This is a genomic window from Mycobacterium parascrofulaceum ATCC BAA-614 (assembly GCF_000164135.1).
Classification (GTDB): domain Bacteria; phylum Actinomycetota; class Actinomycetes; order Mycobacteriales; family Mycobacteriaceae; genus Mycobacterium; species Mycobacterium parascrofulaceum.
On the sequence record NZ_GG770553.1, the window covers coordinates 160,970 to 178,828 of the forward strand.

Sequence of the window (17,859 nt, forward strand, 5' to 3'; positions counted from 1 at the left end):
ACGTTCGGCGAGCGGTTCCGCCCGCTACGCCCCGTAAACGGGGACCGGCGGCCGCGCCTTGGCCAGCAGGTCGGCGACGACGGGTCCCAGTTCCGCGGGGTCCCACCTCGCGCCCTTGTCGATCTGCGGTCCGTGCGCCCAGCCCTCGGCGACCCGGATCTTGCCGCCCTCGACCTCGAAGACCTTCCCGGTGACGTCGCGCGATCCGGCGCTGCCCAGCCACACCACCAAGGGCGAGACGTTCTCCGGCGCCATGGCGTCGAAATCCTGGCCCTGTGTTGCCATCATCTCGGCGAAGACGGTCTCGGTCATGCGGGTGCGTGCCGACGGCGCGATCGCGTTGACGGTCACGCCGTAGCGGCCCATCTCGGCCGCGCCGACCAGCGTCATCGCCGCGATGCCGGCCTTGGCGGCGCTGTAGTTGCCCTGTCCGACGCTGCCCTGCAGGCCGGCGCCCGAGCTGGTGTTGATGATTCGCGCGTCGACGGCCTTGCCCTCTTTGGACAGCCCGCGCCAGTACGACGCGGCGTGCCGCATCGTGGCGAAGTGGCCCTTGAGGTGCACGGCGATGACGGCGTCGAACTCCTCCTCGCTGGTGTTGGCCATCATCCGGTCGCGCACGATGCCGGCGTTGTTCACCAAGACGTCCAGCCCGCCGAAGGTGTCGACGGCGGTCTGGATCAGGCCGGCCGCTTCGTTCCAGTCGGCGACGTTGGACCCGTTGACGACGGCTTCCCCACCGGCCGCGGTGATTTCGTCGACCACGCCCTGGGCCGCGCTGCCCCCGCCCGCCGGTGAGCCGTCCAGGCCCACCCCGATGTCGTTGACCACCACGCGCGCGCCTTCGGCCGCGAAGGCCAGCGCGTGCGCGCGACCGATACCGCCGCCCGCTCCGGTGACGATGACGACGCGGCCGTCAACCACTCCCATTGTTCGTGTCCCCTCTACTTGATCGCGCTCGCGTTCGTTGTGGCCAGATAGTGCGGCGGCTCGCCGCCGCCGTGCACCTCCAGCGAGGCGCCGCTGATGTAGGACGCCGCGTCCGAGGCCAAAAATGCCGCGGCCCAACCGATGTCATCCGGCTGGGCCAGCCGGCCCAGCGGAACGTTCTTGGAGATAGCCGCGATGGAATCGGCGTCGCCGTAGAACAGTTCCGACTGTTCGGTCTCCACCATGCCGACCACGCAGGCGTTCACCCGGACCTTCGGCCCCCATTCCACCGCCAGCGTCTGCGTGAGGCTTTCCAGTCCCGCCTTGGCCGCCCCGTACGCCCCGGTCCCCGGGGAGGGCCGCCGGCCGCTGAGGCTGCAGATGTTGATGATCGACCCGCCGTGCGGTTGGTTCTGCATGTTCTCGTTGGCGTGTTGCGAAACCGACAGCGCGCCAATCAGGTTCAGCTCGATGATCTTGCGGTTGAACTTCGCGCTGGACTCCGCGGTCGGCACGTACGGCGAACCGCCGGCGTTGTTGACCACGACGTCGAGCCTGCCGTGTTGCTCGACGATCGAGTCGATCAGCGCCTTGACGGCGTCGTCGTCGCGGACGTCGCAAGAGTGAAACTCATAGGGCAAACCCTCGACGGCCCGCCGCGCGCAGGTGATGACGGTCGCGCCCTGGCCGGCGAAGACCGAGCTGATTCCGGCGCCGACTCCGCGAACCCCGCCGGTGACCAGCACCACCCGTCCGGCCAGCCCCAAGTTGATGGCTTCTCCAATTGGGGGGCGTGCTTCGGCGCGAGTCACTGTGCTAGCGTACCAAGCAAGTGCTTGCTTAGGTAGTTACCCCACAAGGAAGTGGCACCTTGCCCATCACATCCAAAACCACCGAACCGGGCATCGTCGCGGTCACCGTCGACTTTCCCCCGGTCAACGCCATTCCGTCGCGCGGCTGGTTCGAGCTGGCCGACGTGATCACGGACGCCGGCCGCAACCCCGGGACCCACGTCGTCATCCTGCGGGCGGAAGGGCGCGGCTTCAACGCCGGGGTCGACATCAAGGAGATGCAGCGCACCGAGGGATTCACCGCGCTGATCGACGCCAACCGCGGTTGCTTCGCCGCATTCCGCGCCGTCTACGAGTGCGCGGTGCCCGTCGTCGCCGCCGTCAACGGGTTCTGTGTCGGCGGCGGCATCGGCCTGGTGGGCAACTCCGACGTCATCGTCGCCTCCGACGACGCCACCTTCGGGCTGCCCGAGGTGGAACGCGGCGCACTGGGCGCGGCCACCCACCTGTCCCGGCTGGTGCCCCAGCACATGATGCGGCGGCTGTTCTTCACCGCCGCCACCGTGGACGCCGCCACCCTGCACCACTTCGGCTCGGTGCACGAGGTGGTGCCGCGCGACGAACTGGACGAGGCCGCGTTGCGGGTCGCCCGCGACATCGCCGCCAAGGACACCCGCGTCATCCGCGCGGCCAAGGAGGCGCTGAACCTGATCGACGTCCAGCGGGTCAACTCGAGTTACCGGATGGAACAAGGCTTTACGTTCGAGCTCAACCTCGCCGGCGTCGCAGACGAGCACCGCGACGCGTTCGCCGGCACGGAGAAGGGCAAGAAGTGAGCGACAAGCGGACCACCCTCGACGAGGCCGTCGCGCAGTTGCGCAGCGGCATGACGATCGGCATCGGCGGCTGGGGTTCGCGCCGCAAGCCGATGGCGTTCGTGCGCGCCATGCTGCGCACCGACGTCAAGGATTTGACGGTGGTCACCTACGGCGGGCCGGACCTGGGACTGTTGTGCTCGGCCGGCAAGGTCAAGCGGGTCTACTACGGCTTCGTCTCGCTGGACTCCCCGCCGTTCTACGACCCCTGGTTCGCCAAGGCGCGCACCGGCGGCGCGATCGAGGCCCGCGAGATGGACGAGGGCATGCTGCGCTGCGGCCTGCAAGCCGCCGCGCAACGCCTGCCGTTCCTGCCCATCCGGGCCGGGCTGGGCAGCTCGGTCCCCGACTTCTGGGAGGGCGAGCTGCAGACGGTGACCAGCCCCTACCCCGCGGCCGAGGGCGGTCACGAGACGCTGATCGCCATGCCGGCGCTGCGCTTGGACGCCGCCTTCGTGCACCTCAATCTCGGTGACTGCCGGGGGAATGCGGCCTACACCGGGATCGACCCGTACTTCGACGACCTGTTCCTGATGGCCGCCGAGCGGCGCTTCCTGTCCGTCGAGCGCGTCGTCTCCACCGAGGAGCTGGTCAAGGCCGTGCCCCCGCAGGCGCTGCTGGTGAACCGGATGATGGTTGACTCCGTGGTGGAGGCGCCGGGCGGTGCCCACTTCACCACGGCCGCACCGGATTACGGTCGCGACGAAAAATTCCAGCGGCATTACGCCGAGGCCGCCTCGACCGAAGAGGGCTGGCGGCAGTTCGTCGCGACCTACCTGGCCGGCGGCGAGGACGACTACCAGGCCGCGGTTCGCGCGTTCGCAGAGGAGGCCGCCAAGTGAGCAGCACCCGCGCCGAAGTGTGCGCAGTCGCCTGCGCCGAATTGTTCCGGAACGCAGGCGAAATCATGATCAGCCCGATGACCAACATGGCCTCGGTCGGCGCGCGGCTGGCGCGGTTGACCTTCTCCCCCGACATCGTGCTCACCGACGGCGAGGCGCAGCTGCTGGCCGACACCCCGGCGCTCGGCAAAGCCGGACCCGTCGAGGGCTGGATGCCGTTCGGCCGGGTGTTCGAGACGCTGGCGTGGGGCCGGCGACACGTGGTGATGGGCGCGAATCAGGTTGACCGCTTTGGCAATCAGAACATCTCCGCGTTCGGCCCGCTGCAACACCCGACCCGGCAGATGTTCGGCCTGCGGGGCGCGCCCGGCAACGCGATCAACCACGCCACCAGCTACTGGGTGGGCAACCACTCCAAGCGGGTGTTCTGCGAGGCCGTCGACGTGGTCTGCGGCATCGGCTGGGACAAGATCGACCCGGGCAACCCGGCGTTCCGGTTCGCCAATCCCTACCGCGTGGTCTCCAACCTGGGCGTGTTCGACTTCGGCGGGCCCGACCACACGATGCGCGCCCTCTCGCTGCACCCCGGGGTGTCACCCGACGACGTGCGCGAGGCCACCTCATTCGAGGTGCACGGCGTGGACGAAGCCGGCGAGACCCGGCCGCCGTCGGACGAAGAACTGCGCCTCATCCGCGAGGTGATCGACCCGAAGTCGCTGCGCGACAAGGAGATACGGTGAAATTGCGCACGCCGCTGACCGAGCTGGTCGGCGTCGAGCATCCGGTGGTGCAGACCGGCATGGGATGGGTGGCCGGCGCGCGGCTGGTGGCCGCCACCGCCAACGCGGGCGGACTGGGCATCCTGGCCTCGGCCACCATGACGCTGGACGAGTTGGCGACGGCCATCGGCAAGGTCAAGGCCGCCACGGACAAGCCGTTCGGGGTGAATATCCGCGCCGACGCCGCGGACGCCGGCGACCGCGTCGACCTGATGATCCGCGAGGGCGTGAAGGTGGCGTCGTTCGCCCTGGCACCCAAGCAGGAGCTCATCGCCCGCCTGAAAGAGGCCGGCGCCGTGGTCATCCCGTCGATCGGCGCGGCCAAACACGCGCGCAAGGTCGCGGCCTGGGGCGCCGACGCGATGATCGTGCAGGGCGGCGAGGGCGGCGGCCACACCGGGCCCGTCGCCACCACGCTGCTGCTGCCCTCGGTGCTGGACGCGGTGCGGGGCACCGGAATTCCGGTGATCGCGGCCGGCGGATTCTTCGACGGGCGTGGGCTCGCCGCCGCGTTGAGCTACGGCGCCGCGGGCGTGGCGATGGGCACGCGCTTCCTGTTGACCTCCGATTCGACCGTGCCCGATGCGGTCAAGCGGCGCTACCTGGAGGCGGCGCTGGACGGCACGGTGGTCACCACGCGCGTCGACGGCATGCCGCACCGCGTGCTGCGCACCGGCCTGGTCGAACGGCTGGAAAGCGGTTCGCCGGTGCGGGGCCTCACCGCGGCGGTGCGCAACGCGGCGAAGTTCAAACACATGTCGCAGATGACCTGGCGGTCGATGATCCGCGACGGCATGGCGATGCGCCACGGCAAGGAAATGACCTGGTCGCAGGTGGTGATGGCGGCCAACACCCCGATGCTGCTCAAGGCCGGGCTGGTCGAGGGCAACACCGAGGCCGGGGTGCTCGCCTCCGGCCAGGTGGCCGGCATCCTGGAGGACCTGCCGTCGTGCGCCGAGCTCATCGACTCGATCGTGCGCGACGCGATCAAGCACCTTCAGGCGGCGTCGGCGCTCATCGAAGAACCGTAAGCCGGCGACCAAAGACCCTGGCTCCGGCCCGGTGCGCGGCGTCACCCTCGATGCATGATGACCCTGGAACCGGCAACCTGGCCCACTCCCCTGCTGAACGCGATTCGCACTTCCAACAAATACCTGCTCAACCCGCTGATGCTGCGGCTCGCCGGCCGCAAGAACTGGTATGCGGCGGCGATCGAGCACACCGGACGACGCTCGGGCAAGGTGTACACCACACCGGTCGTGGCCGAGCGAACCACCGACGGCTTCCTCATCCCGCTGCCCTACGGCACCGACGTGGATTGGTTGCAGAACCTTCGTGCCGCGGGGCGAGCGACCATCTCCTCGCACGGCGAGACATACCAGGTGGTCCAGCCCGAGATCGTCGATGCGGCCGAGGCTCTGCCCATGGTGTCGGCTTCCCGGCGACGCACCTTCGAACGCGTCGGCATAGAGGCGTACGTGAGGGTCAAGGACCAGCCGGCGAGCTGAACGGCATCTCGATCGCGCACTCGATTAAGCTGAATACTAAATATGAGTTGAATTAAGCTATAATCTTCATATGGTGGCAATGAAGGTATGGCCTTCAACCCGCGCGACGATGATCGGCGACGTCGTGGGTTCCCGGCGGGCCCGCGACCGAGCCGCCCTGCACCGGCGCGTCGCCACCGCCGTCGGCCAGGTCGCCGCCGGAGCGATCGACCCACCCGCCTTCACCGTCGGCGATGAGTTCCAGGGCAGCTATCCCACTCTCGGTGGTGCCATCGATGCCGCGTTGACCGTGCGCCTGCTCCTTGCGCCCGACATCGACGTCCGATTCGGGCTCGGGTGGGGCGCGGTCACCGTCCTCGATGCCGACGCGCGAATCCAGGACGGGCCCGGCTGGTGGACCGCCCGGGAAGCCATCCAGCAGACGGCGGAGACCCAACGGCAGCCCGGCTTCAAGCTGGTGCGCACGACATTTCGGGCGGCGGGCGAGACACGCCCCGACGTCGCCGCGGTCAACGCCGCGCTGATGTGTCGGGACCATCTGCTTGGATCGCTCGATGAGAGGTCGTTGCGGATCGCGAGGGGGCTGATGACCGGCCGGACCAAAAAGGAGCTCGCCGCCGCCGAGGGCATCAGTCCGTCGGCGGTGTCGCAGCGCGCGAGCCGCGATGGTTTGGATCTGATTGTCCTTGCCAGCCAATACCTTCGGGGGCTGCCGTGAGCGTCATCGCCGTCCTGCTCACCGCCCTCGGCATTGCCGATCTGAGTCGGCGGGCCGTGCGCGCGGTGTGGGTGCCACTGGTCGTCGGGCCCGTCGTGGTGGCGGCGCTCTCGGGGCTGGGCGCTTTGTGGCATGCCGGTGACATCCCGCTGCTGGTGCTCGCGACCGCCTCGGTCGTGGCATGGGAGTGGTTGTGCGCGCGCAGCGAACGCAGCGGCGGCCAGCAAGCCGCGCCGCTGGCGCTGTTCGCCGCGGCGCTGGCCCTGTTGACGTTGATGTCCGGATGGTCGTCGCCGGTCAATGGCGCCATCGCGCGGTGGATCGGCTGGGCGCACTTGCCGCTCGGCCACGTCACGCCCGATCGGCTGCTCATGATCGTCGGCGTCGTGCTGGTGCAATTCGCGACCGCGAACCAGTTGGTCCGCCTGGTGCTCGGCTCGGTCGGAGCGGTACGCCCGGCGGGTGAACCGCAGCCGTCGGACCGGCTCAAGGGCGGCCGCCTGCTGGGGCCGCTGGAACGCCTGCTGATCCTGAGCCTGGGCGCCGGCGGACAAGTGGCCGCGGCCAGCGCCGTCGTCGCCGCCAAGGGCATCATCCGCTTCCCCGAGTTGAGCGCCCAAAAAGCCCGCAATGGGGACGTCGGCATCGACGAGGTGACCGAGTACTTTCTGGTGGGCAGCTTCACGAGTTGGCTGCTCGCGCTTGGCGGAATCGCGCTGGTGCTGTCAGCCCGGTGACGGCGGGCAGACTGTGGGGATGGCATCCGCACCGGTGGCCCGGCAGCTGCTTCGGGCCAAAGACCTCGTTGACGCGCGTTACTACGAACCGCTTTTCGTCGCCGACCTGGCTGCGGCCGCAGGCCTGTCTCCGGCGCACTTCAGTCGGCTCTTCAAGCAGACGTTCGGCGAGTCGCCCCACCAGTACCTGCTGACGCGGCGGCTGGAACGAGCCGCCGCGTTGCTAAGCGCGACCGACTGGACGGTGGCCGCCGTGTGCATCGCTGTGGGTTGGGACAGCGTCGGCTCGTTCACCACGAGCTTTCGCCGCATATTCGGCGTGACGCCACAGAACTATCGGGCGAAGTTCCCACCCGCCGAGCGTCATGTGCGAATTCCGCGCTGCGTCGCGCTGGGCTACGGGCGCCCGCAAAACCGCACGTTTCGAGAAGACGACGAGCCCGCGTCGGCCGTAGCGTCAACGCAACGCGACGAAGTCAGGAGAACCGATGATTAAGATTGCCAACGCGCAGTTCTGGGTGCACGACCAAGACGCGGCGCTGCAGTTCTACACCAAGACGCTCGGCTGGGAAGTCCGGGCAGACGTGACGATGGAGGCATGGAACTTCCGGTGGCTATGCGTCGGGCCCGTCGAGCGGGACGACGTCGGGCTGGTGCTGATGCCCGTTCCAGGGCCGCCGATGCTCGACGCTGCGGCCAGCGCCCAACTGGCCGAGCTGGTGGCCAAAGGAGCCGGTGGCACCTTGTTCCTGGAGACCGACGATTGCCAAGCCGCCTACGACGAATTGTCTGCTCGCGGCGTCACATTCACCGACCCGCCCACGCCGCAGGCCTACGGTATCGACACTTCCTTCCGCGACCCATCCGGCAACAACATTCGGCTCACCGAAGTGCTCGAGTTCGATCCGGCACGCGGCTGATTCACTCGCCCGCGCCGCCGAGCGTGCGCTGGGGTACGCGACTTACGGCGTGTCGGCGTGCGGACAGGCACGCTCGGCCGGAACGGGGATTACAGCCGCTCGATGATGGTGACGTTGGCGGTGCCGCCGCCCTCGCACATCGTCTGTAGGCCGTAGCGGCCGCCGACGCGCTCGAGTTCGTTGAGCATGGTGGCGAACAGCTTCGCTCCGGTGGCGCCCAGCGGATGCCCGAGCGCGATCGCGCCGCCGTTCGGGTTCACCTTCTCCGGGTCGGCCTTGATCTCCTTGAGCCAGGCCATCACCACCGGGGCGAACGCCTCGTTGATCTCGACGGTGTCGATGTCGTCGATCGACAGGCCGGCCTTGTCCAGCGCGTAGCGCGTGGCCGGAATGGGGCCGGTCAGCATGAACACCGGGTCGGCCGCGCGGGCACTGATGTGGTGGATGCGCGCCCGCGGCGTCAGCTTGTGGTCCTTGACCGCCTGCTCCGAGGCGAGCAGCACCGCGCTCGCGCCGTCGGAGATCTGGCTGGCCATCGCCGCCGTCAACCGGCCGCCCTCGACGAGCGTCTTCAGCCCGGCCATCTTCTCCAGTGACGACTCACGCGGCCCCTCGTCGACCCGGAACGGCCCGGATTCCGTTTCGACGGTGAGGATTTCGTTGTCGAAGTGACCGCCGCGGATCGCGGCGAACGCGCGCTCGTGGCTGGCCAGCGCGTACCGCTCCATCTCCTCGCGCGACAGGTTCCACTTCTCGGCGATCAGCTCCGAGCCGCGGAACTGGGAGATCTCCTGGTCGCCGTACCGGTGCAGCCACTGCTTGGACTCGTTGGTCGGCGAGGTGAACCCGAACTGCTCGCCGACGGTCATCGCCGACGAGATCGGGATCTGGCTCATGTTCTGCACGCCGCCGGCCACGATGAGGTCCGCGGTACCGGCCATGATCGCCTGGGCCCCAAACGAAATCGCCTGCTGGCTGGACCCGCATTGCCGGTCCACGGTGACGCCGGGGACCTCCTCGGGGTAGCCCGCGGCGAGCCACGACAGCCGGGCGATGTTGCCCGCCTGGCCCCCGATGGCGTCGACACAGCCGGCGATCACGTCGTCGACGGCGGCGGGGTCGACGTCGACCCGGTCGAGCAATCCGCGCCACGCAAAGGCACCGAGGTCGACGGGATGCACCCCGGCCAGCGATCCGTTGCGCTTGCCCACCGCAGTACGCACAGCGTCGATGACGTACGCCTCAGCCATTGTGTCGCTCCTCCTCATCGCTTCGCTTTGCATCGTCGCCGACACGAGCCATTTGTCAGACTCCTTCTTTGGTAATCCCACCGAGAACGATGGCGAGGTATTGCTGACCCACCTGTTGTGCGGTCAGGGGTCCGCCGGGTTGATACCAGCGCACCGACACCCACGTGGTGTCACGAATGAAACGGTAGACGAGGTCGACGTTGAGGTCGGGCTGGAAGTAGCCCTCGTCGATGCCCTGGTTGATCACCTCGACCCACATCTTGCGCTGCTGGCGATTCATGTCCTCGATATAGGAGAACCGTGGCTGCGACAACAGCCGTTGGGCTTCGTCCTGATAGATGACGACCTGCGCGTGCCGATGCTCGATCGCCTCGAACGACGCCATGAAAAGCCCTTTGAGCCGCTCCAGCGGGTTGGCCTCGCTGTCGACGATCTCGCGGTAGCGGGCGAACAACCAGTCCAGGAAGCTGCGCAGCAGCTCGTCGACCATCTCCTCCTTGGAGGAGAAGTGGTGATAGAGGCTGCCGGACAGGATGCCGGCGCTGTCCGCGATGTCGCGCACGGTGGTGGCGCGCAATCCGCGCTCGGCGAACATGGTCGCCGCGAGCTCCAACAACTCGTCGCGGCGGCTGTTCGCCTGACCGGCCACTCGCTCCACCCGGACAGGATATCAACCAAGCGCTTGCTTGGCCAGCGGGCGTGCCGTTGCTACAGGACGCCGTGGCCCGCGGTCACCCAGCGCAGCGGATCGACGCAACGGAACGGCGCGATGCCCCTGGGGTTGAGCCGGTTGCCCACCGGCGGCTGCCCCAACGCCGACACGACGAAGTAACGGTGGTTCAGCCTGATCCCATTGGAGGGGTTTTCGACCGCCGCCACGATGGAAGCACCGTGCAGCCGCAACAGTAGGCTGCGGACCTCCTCATGCAGCAGCTGCCCGTCGATCTCGTCGTAGTGTCGCGTCGAGGAACTGTCCCGCATGAACGCCGCCCCCGAATTGGACATCACGTGACTCCAGGTGGAGCCCTCGACTTCGTTGAGCGCACGCAAGACGTCGAACTTCGACATGACCACCGCAAGGCGGGGCCGCCCGGGGCCCACGGCAAGCAGCAGGTTGGTCAGCACCGATCGCGGATCGACGCCACTCCACGACTGCGGGGGAACCAGGTCGTGCAACTGGTCGCGGATCACCTGCACGCGTAGCGGATCGAACATGAACAGAACCGCATCGGCGTTGGTGAAGAACCGAAAATGGGGCGCGTCGAGGTTGCCGGACTCCAGGTCTTCCCCGGCGACATCGCGCAACACCACGTAACGACGCACGCCCTGCCAGGCTCCGATGCTGAACACCAGCGGCTCCCGTTGATGGGAGGCCTCCGTGTGCGAGGCCGGCGTGGGCGGAATGAGGCCGCGCTGCACATAAAGCGGCCTTTCGTAGTTGTGCGCGTAGGCGGACGCGGTGGCCGGTGTCGCCGGCTCCATCGACACCCCGAGCCGTTCGCAGAGGACTTCGAGTTGCTTGACCAGAACGGCCATATACAGACTCTTGCCGGTGGCCCGGGCGCCGGCCATCGCCAGGCAGATCGCATGCCCGTGGCGCCATCCCGTCGGCAACGTGAAGTGGCACACCGGGCAGATCTCCACGACCGGGGCGTTCAGTGCTTGGCAGGCGTCGCCGGCGGACTGCAGGGGGCCTCGGTAGCGTGGCGGGCGGTTGACGACATGGATGGGGCCGCAATGCGTCTCCACGCCGGCATACGCCGACGCGACGGGGTCCCGGTAATACCTCATATTGGCCAGCTCCGGCGCAACCGTCCATGCGTAGGCGTTGTCGTCGAGAACGGAGAAGCATCGGGGGCACTTGGTCGGCATGGCTCACTCAGCTCAGGATCGGGAGCAATGCGTTGGCGATGTCCTCGACCAACGCGGGTTTCGTGGACAGATGCTGTTCGGCGGTGCCGCCCGGCGGCGGCGTCGTCAGTAGCGGGGTTACCGCCCGCAACCTCTCGTCGGCCGAGATGCACAGCGTGGGAAACGGAACGGACGAATCGGCGAAATCGCTTACCCAGAACGTGTGTTCGGCCTCGGGAAGCACCGACCAGCGGGCGCCGGCGCACCATCGCGCGGAAGCGCGAGACACCGCGCCGGCGAGTTCGGCCGGCGGCGCGTGGACCGGCGTGCCGGACTCGCCGACCAGGATCGCGGTGCACTCGCGGATGCCGGCGACGTCGGCGACCCCGACGAGTAAATCGACCGCGGCGCCGACACTTCCGTCCATGAAGGCGCTCCGCATCGAGGCGGAGGTATCTACTCCGATGCACAACGAGCCGCTTTCCGAGTGCGGCCCGGCCCCGGCGCCGCGCCGCGCAGCGGTGCGGGCCATGCTGGCCAACGGGCTCAGCGGGATGTCCGCCGCCGTACGCACGGATACCTCCACGCGGTCGCCGTGCGGGTTCAGCGCGGCAAGTTCCGTCGCGCCGCGACCGGAGACATTTACGGAGTCGAAGCCCACTTGCACCGGGTCGAGCTCCTTGGGCGAATCCAGTCCGACCGAAAGGTGCACGACGGTGTCGTGGCCGAACGTCGATGCCCCCACCGGTTCGACGCCTACCGTCAATTCCGACGCGATCCGGGGGACGATCGCCAGGTGCGGGTTGATGCGGATGACTCTGTGCCCTTCGGCGGCGTTGACATACAGGGAAGCTCCGGCGACCGACCCCGCGATCGAGATCGACACCGTCTCATTGGGGATTTCGACGCTGGGTGTCCGGGATCCCAGTAGGTAAATCGGCATCAAGACCTCCATAGCGGTGCCGCGGAAGCGGGGTGCCCGTAGTCGCCGATGACCGACTCGGCCTCGGGCACAGCGTCTTTCCCCCAATATCGTTGTGACACCGACAGCGCCATCGGTAACGCGGGCGGTAATCCGACGTCTCCGCTGTCGGCGGAGATTTCGTCGATGTCCGTCAGAAGTTCCAGTACCCAAGCCGAGTTCAGGAAGGCCACCTGCGCCATCGCCGACCAGGCGGTGACCTCGATCTCCTGACCGCGCGCCGTACGGTGATTCTCGCCGTGGAACTCGCCCACCGAAAGCTTCTCAGCTTCGTCGATCACCAGCGCGCCGCGCGGAACGTCGGCGAGGTCGGCCAGATCGGTGCGGGGTACCCCGACGAGGTGGTGGTTGAGCCGTGGCCAACGTTTGACGTCGGAACTGCGGTCGAACGTGGAGAAACTGAGCCGTCGGGCCGTGCCCGGGGACATCAGGAAGCTCACCACGCCGATCCATTGCGCTGCGGCGTCGGGGGAGTCGACGCCCAACACGACGGCAGGCCCTCCCGTCATAGCCGCCGCAACCGCATCCAACAGTCCGCATAGCGTGTTGAGCCGCCAAGTCTCGGTATCGCAGGCGAATTCGACCACGCCTTCCGGTGTGACCGCGCCACCGGCGTCCGGCTCGCGCGCGGGCAGCGTCGCGGCCGACACCGCGCGAGCGCCATAGGGTGTGAGCCATCCCGCGGATCTCCACAACTCGATGGGCCGGCTCGGACGCTCGGATTGCGAGGCATCGCGGTCGAGCAGCACGTGCGCGAAGACATTGCCCGGCCGGCCCATGCTGTCGAGTCCAGCGGGTGCGGTGTGCCAGTACGCGGCCCGGTCATCGTCGATTCGGCGATAGCTGAGCCTGCGTGGCACGGATTTCAACTGAGTCGGTGTCGGATATGAAGGTAGTCGGTCGATCGAATAGTTCACGGCGATGTGGATGCCGGACACCAGCGTGCGTGCCTCGTCAGGGGTGATGCCCCCGGCGGTCTGCTTTACCTGCCAACCACCGAAGGCGCCGAACGCATCGAATGACGTGTAGCTCAATTGGCCGTACCGCGGGGTCATCGCGTGATCGCCCCGGGCGGCGTCAGCATCAGAGACTCCACGGGCGGGTCGAGCAGCGCCAGAATTCGCAGGCGCTTGGCGGGCAGGTTCGCGAACAACCGGATCCAGCCGCGCAGGCCGCGAACGTCGCCCACCCACACCTCGTTCCGCGACCCGTCCCGTTCCAGGCTTGACCACTGAAACTCCTTGGACTGCAGCGAAGTAGGCCTGCCACGCGCGTCGGTCTGATACATGTCGATTGCATCGCCGTCGTGCACGGTCAAGGGTATTCGCTCCGGATTGTTCACCAGGACGAACGGCGGCGAGCCGGTGGCTTCGGACTCCGCGCGGATGGTCACCGCGGCGTTCAACGGAAACCCGAACTCGTCGCGTCCGATCCGCACGTCATACCAGAGCCGCAGCAGGCCGCCGTATTCGATGGACGCCGGCGCACCGAGGACGCGGCGCCCGCCGGTGAATGCCACCGGCACCAGGTGCAGCGAGCAACCGACGTTGGGCAGATCACCGGCGAACCGCATGCCCCCGTATTTTTCGTAGTCCGCCAGGGCGATTTCGTAGCAGCGGCCGGTCAGTCCCTGGCGCGGATCGTGATGCTTGGGCGCGATGTACACCATGACCGACGCCGCACCCTGCGGCCAGTCGAAGGTGAGCACCTGCTTGTTGCAGTATTCCATCAGGGCAATGTCGCGGATCAGGCCTGTCCGCACGGCGGATACGGACTTGCCCACGCAGGCGCGGCCGTCCAGCACGGTGACCGGCGTGAAGTATGCGCGGTTCCACCCGTGCGGCCACGGCACCCCGGCCAACACCGACCGGCGCACACCTTGGTCGTCGACCCGCTCCGAGACCGGGTGGCGAAGCAGCGAATCACGGTTCAGCCCAACTTGGTCCAGGACAGAGCCGTCCAGCTCGATGCCGTGCGCGTCGGCGCTGGGCGGGTCGGGCGTTCGGAACACCAGCACGTGGCCGAACCTGGGGGGTGTCCAGGCCAGGTCGATGACGGTGCCGTCGGTGCCCTCGGGCTCAGCGGGCAGCGTCAGGGTCAGGTCGGTGACAGGCTCGCGGACCGCCGACATCTGTATCGCGGATTCGATCGCCTCCGACAGCCTGACGACACCGTCGACCTCCACTTCGCACCGCACGCGGTAGACGTACCGGCAACCACGCTCCGCGTCGTCGTCGACAAAGCCGGTGAGGTTTGGTTGGTCGGCCGCGATGCGGAATGCGGGGCCGTCATGTTCGGCGAGCTCCGCGGGAACACGGTAGACGCGGATGGCGTCGACGCCGGGCAAAGCCGACCATCGACCTATCACGCGTCCGAAGTCCTCACGGACCTCGACATCCATCGGCGTGCCGATGATGACCCCCGCGGCGTGCAGAACGGGTTGTGCGGCAAGGGCTTCGTCAACCGATGCCCCGGTGTTTGCCCACACCTGGAAGTGACGAACGGCGCTGGTGATCGGACGATCATCGGTCGCGGCCGTGGCCGTCGTCGTCTGCACGAGGTGTCCGCTGTCGGGCGAATACCCGCGTGCGCCTTCGGTGCTCACCAAGCGGTAGACGACGTGGTCGGCCGCGCCGTCTTCCGTCCCGGGCAGCGGCGACCACGACACCTCCAATGCCGTGGTCGGCGAATCGCCGTCGGAAGTGCGCCGCAACGAGAGCTGATGCACCTCGTGCTCGTCCGTCTCGTAGGAGTAACGAGCGAACCGCGCCGGCGCCGCATCGCCGGGGTCACCGGCGCTTTCGTCGGTATCCCCGTCAGCCGCCTGCAGCACCCGCGCCATTTCTTCGGCATGTGCGGCCACCGAACCGGGCAGCATCGCGCGAATCTCGTCGATGTCGGTGACACCGGACCTCAGCACCAACCGGACATGCGCCTCTTTGAAGGAGGACCCAGGCACCGCCCCCGCGTCGATCAATTCGCTGCGCCACCGCATCAATGCGGCCAGGCGGGCATCGCCATCGACGTGTTGCAGGTCTGTCATCAGAACACCAGTGATCCGGATTCGGGTGGCGGCTCCTCCTCACAGGAAGCGGCCGCCAACTCGGGAGAGAACATCGAGAAGTCATAGGTCGGCAGTCCGTCACCGGCCTGGGTGACCACGGCTTGGTAGCTGAGCCCGTGCCGGTCGACGACGGTGTCATCGACGGCGACCATCGACCGCCCGGCGGTGGCCGCGGCATCGGTGAACAGCCGGGCATCGAACGGCGCCGGCGCCGAACGTTTTTCCAGTACCCCGCTGAACCGGGCCAACGGAATCCGCTCGCCGGTCGCGGGCACGACGACCCCGTCCGTCAGCGTGTCGGCGACCCCGCTCGCGGGGTCGTCGAAGATGCCCTGGACCTGCTTCCACAGGGCGTCGGCGCCCGGGGGGCGCACCGCCCCGGACGCGACTTCGGCCGACCATTCATCCAGCACCGAGCCCGAACCGGCGCCGGGCATCCGGAAGAGGGTGGCCGCATCGTCACCGGACTGACGGCCCATGGAATCGAGCATCTGCTCCCACGGACGCGACAGCCATCCCACCGAATAGAGGCGCTGCTGCAGGGAATTCGCGGCCGACTCCGCGGCCCCGTCGGCCGTCGCCGCGACACCGATCTGGACGGAGCGCGGTAGTCCGTCGACGACCTGCGCATCCGTCGGCCGCGCCGGCGCTATCGGGCCGAAGGGAGCCCGCAACACCTCGCCGAGCACGCGGTTCCAGGCCATCAGTTGGCCGTACGCCGAGGACAGCCGGCTCACATCCTGCAGTGCCGCGCGCAGATTGAAGTGCATCGCCTCCAAGTCGGTCATCTGATTCTGGCGCCGATTCAGCTCGGCGAACAGATGGCGCTGACCGAGGACGAACAGCAGCAACGCCGCAAGCACATAGACACCGACGAGGACGGCGCCCACCACCAGCGAGAAGTCCCACCCGACCCAGCCGAAGCCGGCGACGACCAACAGAGCGATCAGGGCGAAGAACACCGCCCAGCCGGCGGTGCGGGTGATCGTCGCGATCACCCGTTCACGCCGACGCAGCCTTTGCTCCACCCCGTCATCCTCGGCGGCCTGGCGGATGCGCTGGACCAGATCGGCGACCTCGCCTCGGGCGCGTCCCAGGAATTCGGTCAGTATTGACGCGCACTGTGTCGCATAGCTTTTCGCGTGGGCTTCCTCCCACTCGGTCAACCGAGCGAAGGCATGGCGCGCCTCCAGGCCGGCCGCCGCGTCACCGAAGGTGCGTTCCAGCCGGTTCTTGACGTCCGCGGCCCCCAAGATGTCACCGCCCTGGACACCCCGCGCGCCGATGACCGCCGCCAGTGACGGATGGATCGCCGCGAACGCGTCGGCCGCGCTGGGCACCACATCCCCGCTGTCGTGCACCACGCCGATTCCTATGCCGACCCTGACCGGTTCGATGCCCGCCGAGCGGCGGCCACCATCGGCCAGCGTGAGCGCCCCGTTGACGTAATCCACCCACAGCGGGGTGAGGTCGGTCTGCACCATGTGCCTGGCCTCGGAATGTTCGCCCAGCAGCGTGCTCAGCTGCTCGGCACCCCGCTCGATGTCCTGCCAACTCGTCACCGCACCGCCGGCCACCACCGCGTACGCCGAATCCGACCGACCGAACACCGCGTGCTGCACCGTGGTCGCCAGCACGGATGAAACCGAGCTCAGCATGCCCCCGAGCCACACCGACGGCGCATTGCGCAACGCGGCCCACAGGAAGGAGAAGAAGATCTTGCAGGCGGCCCAGGGCGAAATGGCTTGCTGTTCATGGCCGCCGATTTCGATGCGACCGCCGCGCAGCACGTCGCGATGTTTCCGCCACACCGAGCGCGCCACGGTCTGGTTCGCCAAGGCGACATCTTGGACGTACACCACCGGTCCTTGCGCGCTACGGGGCAGCGGAAGCCGGCCCGCGGCGTCGAACAACTGCCGCCGGAGCTGGTCCTCGACGCCGGTCGCATCGAGCTGGCGGTAGAAAGCGCGGACGGCGCGCAGGGTCTGACCGGGGAGGATCGCGATGTCGTCGAAGGGCACCCGCTTGATACCGGTCCACAGTCCGGCGACCGAGGCAACCACCGGGGCCACATGCCGCGCAACGTCGACGGGGTCCGCCAGCCGGTCCAGCGCCACGCTGCCCAGGCCGGGGCCGGCCGAATCTTCGGGCGCCACAAGCAGGTTGTGCCAGCCCTCGAGGACCAACTCGGGAGCATACCGGCCGTTGCTGTGCCGCGCGGGGGCGCCGCGACAGAACAGCAACCGCAGCAACGTCACCGGGGCGCCCACCGCACAGCCGCGGACCATCTGTTCGAGCGTCTGTTCGGCCGCACAGGGCACCCGTTGGTCGGCCGGCGCGTCCGCGGGAACCAAGACGGCGAGCCGGAGGCGGTCAAAGCGCTCTGCCGTCAGAAACTGTTGCAGCACTACCGCTGACGAACGCCCGTCCCGGACGAGGGTCGCGGGAACCGACGAGCCGTCGACGTTGGACGCGTAGACCCAGACGAACGGGGCAACCAGCCCGACGGCGGCGTAGTCGGCAAGCAGGGCGACGACTTCATCAGCGTCACCACGCGCGGCGAGCAGCACGGTCAGCGCAGACTGGCCTGGGGCACGGTCGGCGGGGGTCAC

General features: G+C 68.1%; 18 protein-coding genes. 9 read left to right on the forward strand and 9 right to left on the reverse strand.

Features of this window, described 5'->3' with window-relative positions; genetic code table 11:
* Positions 1–24: 24 nt before the first annotated feature.
* Both HMPREF0591_RS00850 and HMPREF0591_RS00855 read right to left on the reverse strand, forming a co-directional pair.
* Complete coding sequence (locus tag HMPREF0591_RS00850) at positions 25–930, reverse strand: SDR family oxidoreductase (protein ID WP_007166484.1); 906 nt, start codon at positions 928–930, stop codon at positions 25–27.
* Between the two features lie 14 nt (positions 931–944).
* The gene (locus tag HMPREF0591_RS00855) at positions 945–1,742 is read right to left on the reverse strand and encodes an SDR family oxidoreductase (RefSeq protein ID WP_425270110.1); all 798 of its coding nucleotides are present in this window, start codon (positions 1,740–1,742) and stop codon (positions 945–947) included.
* 59 nt (positions 1,743–1,801) lie between these two features.
* Between HMPREF0591_RS00855 and echA20 the strand changes: the two genes are divergently transcribed.
* From echA20 to HMPREF0591_RS00900, 9 genes are all read left to right on the forward strand, one after another.
* Complete coding sequence (gene echA20, locus HMPREF0591_RS00860) at positions 1,802–2,557, forward strand: (7aS)-7a-methyl-1,5-dioxo-2,3,5,6,7,7a-hexahydro-1H-indene-carboxyl-CoA hydrolase (RefSeq protein WP_007166486.1); 756 nt, start codon at positions 1,802–1,804, stop codon at positions 2,555–2,557.
* Positions 2,554–3,438 carry a cholesterol ring-cleaving hydrolase subunit IpdA gene (gene ipdA, locus HMPREF0591_RS00865; RefSeq protein WP_007166487.1) on the forward strand — a complete coding sequence of 295 codons (885 nt, stop codon included), beginning with the start codon at positions 2,554–2,556 and terminating at the stop codon, positions 3,436–3,438. The genes echA20 and ipdA overlap by 4 nt, the downstream gene beginning before the upstream one ends.
* Positions 3,435–4,178, forward strand: coding sequence for a cholesterol ring-cleaving hydrolase subunit IpdB (gene ipdB, locus HMPREF0591_RS00870; protein WP_007166488.1), 744 nt, complete (start codon positions 3,435–3,437; stop codon positions 4,176–4,178). The genes ipdA and ipdB overlap by 4 nt, the downstream gene beginning before the upstream one ends.
* Positions 4,175–5,248, forward strand: coding sequence for a (3aS,4S,5R,7aS)-5-hydroxy-7a-methyl-1-oxo-octahydro-1H-indene-4-carboxyl-CoA dehydrogenase (ipdC, locus tag HMPREF0591_RS00875; RefSeq protein WP_007166489.1), 1,074 nt, complete (start codon positions 4,175–4,177; stop codon positions 5,246–5,248). The genes ipdB and ipdC overlap by 4 nt, the downstream gene beginning before the upstream one ends.
* 54 nt (positions 5,249–5,302) lie before the next feature.
* Positions 5,303–5,725, forward strand: coding sequence for a nitroreductase family deazaflavin-dependent oxidoreductase (locus HMPREF0591_RS00880; protein ID WP_007166490.1), 423 nt, complete (start codon positions 5,303–5,305; stop codon positions 5,723–5,725).
* 70 nt (positions 5,726–5,795) lie between these two features.
* A complete protein-coding gene (locus HMPREF0591_RS00885; RefSeq protein ID WP_007166491.1) occupies positions 5,796–6,443 on the forward strand; it encodes a SatD family protein in 648 nt (215 codons plus the stop codon).
* Entirely contained in the window at positions 6,440–7,180 is a 741-nt protein-coding gene (locus HMPREF0591_RS00890) for a hypothetical protein (RefSeq protein WP_007166492.1), read from the forward strand. The genes HMPREF0591_RS00885 and HMPREF0591_RS00890 overlap by 4 nt, the downstream gene beginning before the upstream one ends.
* Before the next feature lie 19 nt (positions 7,181–7,199).
* Complete coding sequence (locus HMPREF0591_RS00895) at positions 7,200–7,676, forward strand: helix-turn-helix transcriptional regulator (RefSeq protein ID WP_007166493.1); 477 nt, start codon at positions 7,200–7,202, stop codon at positions 7,674–7,676.
* A complete protein-coding gene (locus HMPREF0591_RS00900; protein WP_007166494.1) occupies positions 7,669–8,100 on the forward strand; it encodes a VOC family protein in 432 nt (143 codons plus the stop codon). Before HMPREF0591_RS00895 ends, HMPREF0591_RS00900 begins: the two co-directional genes overlap by 8 nt.
* An 89-nt stretch (positions 8,101–8,189) precedes the next feature.
* On the opposite strand, the gene fadA6 is transcribed toward HMPREF0591_RS00900, so the two are convergent.
* From fadA6 to HMPREF0591_RS00935, 7 genes are read right to left on the reverse strand one after another with little or no spacing between them, the layout of a single operon-like run.
* Positions 8,190–9,350 (reverse strand): steroid 3-ketoacyl-CoA thiolase FadA6, encoded by a 1,161-nt coding sequence (gene fadA6 / locus HMPREF0591_RS00905; protein ID WP_040620846.1) that lies wholly within the window; start codon positions 9,348–9,350, stop codon positions 8,190–8,192.
* Between the two features lie 55 nt (positions 9,351–9,405).
* Entirely contained in the window at positions 9,406–10,008 is a 603-nt protein-coding gene (kstR2, locus tag HMPREF0591_RS00910; protein ID WP_007166496.1) for a TetR family transcriptional regulator KstR2, read from the reverse strand.
* A gap of 50 nt (positions 10,009–10,058) precedes the next feature.
* Positions 10,059–11,222: a hypothetical protein gene (locus HMPREF0591_RS00915; RefSeq protein WP_007166497.1), complete on the reverse strand. Its 1,164-nt coding sequence runs from the start codon at positions 11,220–11,222 to the stop codon at positions 10,059–10,061.
* A gap of 7 nt (positions 11,223–11,229) precedes the next feature.
* Positions 11,230–12,144 carry a hypothetical protein gene (locus HMPREF0591_RS00920; protein ID WP_040621591.1) on the reverse strand — a complete coding sequence of 305 codons (915 nt, stop codon included), beginning with the start codon at positions 12,142–12,144 and terminating at the stop codon, positions 11,230–11,232.
* On the reverse strand, positions 12,144–13,238 hold the full coding sequence (locus HMPREF0591_RS00925; protein WP_007166499.1) for a GAP1-N2 domain-containing protein: 1,095 nt from the start codon (positions 13,236–13,238) through the stop codon (positions 12,144–12,146). The genes HMPREF0591_RS00920 and HMPREF0591_RS00925 overlap by 1 nt, the downstream gene beginning before the upstream one ends.
* The gene (locus HMPREF0591_RS00930; RefSeq protein WP_007166500.1) at positions 13,235–15,226 is read right to left on the reverse strand and encodes a SaeA-related protein; all 1,992 of its coding nucleotides are present in this window, start codon (positions 15,224–15,226) and stop codon (positions 13,235–13,237) included. The genes HMPREF0591_RS00925 and HMPREF0591_RS00930 overlap by 4 nt, the downstream gene beginning before the upstream one ends.
* Positions 15,226–17,859, reverse strand: coding sequence for a hypothetical protein (locus HMPREF0591_RS00935; RefSeq protein ID WP_007166501.1), 2,634 nt, complete (start codon positions 17,857–17,859; stop codon positions 15,226–15,228). Before HMPREF0591_RS00935 ends, HMPREF0591_RS00930 begins: the two co-directional genes overlap by 1 nt.

What these genes read in the sequence shown, in the direction of transcription:
- HMPREF0591_RS00850 (WP_007166484.1), bottom strand. Translation starts at nt 930, where the DNA reads ATGGGAGTGGTTGACGGCCGCGTCGTCATCGTCACCGGAGCGGGCGGC.
- HMPREF0591_RS00880 (WP_007166490.1), top strand. Translation starts at nt 5,303, where the DNA reads ATGATGACCCTGGAACCGGCAACCTGGCCCACTCCCCTGCTGAACGCG.
- HMPREF0591_RS00885 (WP_007166491.1), top strand. Translation starts at nt 5,796, where the DNA reads ATGGTGGCAATGAAGGTATGGCCTTCAACCCGCGCGACGATGATCGGC.
- HMPREF0591_RS00895 (WP_007166493.1), top strand. Translation starts at nt 7,200, where the DNA reads ATGGCATCCGCACCGGTGGCCCGGCAGCTGCTTCGGGCCAAAGACCTC.
- HMPREF0591_RS00900 (WP_007166494.1), top strand. Translation starts at nt 7,669, where the DNA reads ATGATTAAGATTGCCAACGCGCAGTTCTGGGTGCACGACCAAGACGCG.
- fadA6 (WP_040620846.1), bottom strand. Translation starts at nt 9,350, where the DNA reads ATGGCTGAGGCGTACGTCATCGACGCTGTGCGTACTGCGGTGGGCAAG.
- HMPREF0591_RS00915 (WP_007166497.1), bottom strand. Translation starts at nt 11,222, where the DNA reads ATGCCGACCAAGTGCCCCCGATGCTTCTCCGTTCTCGACGACAACGCC.
- HMPREF0591_RS00920 (WP_040621591.1), bottom strand. Translation starts at nt 12,144, where the DNA reads ATGCCGATTTACCTACTGGGATCCCGGACACCCAGCGTCGAAATCCCC.
- HMPREF0591_RS00925 (WP_007166499.1), bottom strand. Translation starts at nt 13,238, where the DNA reads ATGACCCCGCGGTACGGCCAATTGAGCTACACGTCATTCGATGCGTTC.
- HMPREF0591_RS00930 (WP_007166500.1), bottom strand. Translation starts at nt 15,226, where the DNA reads ATGACAGACCTGCAACACGTCGATGGCGATGCCCGCCTGGCCGCATTG.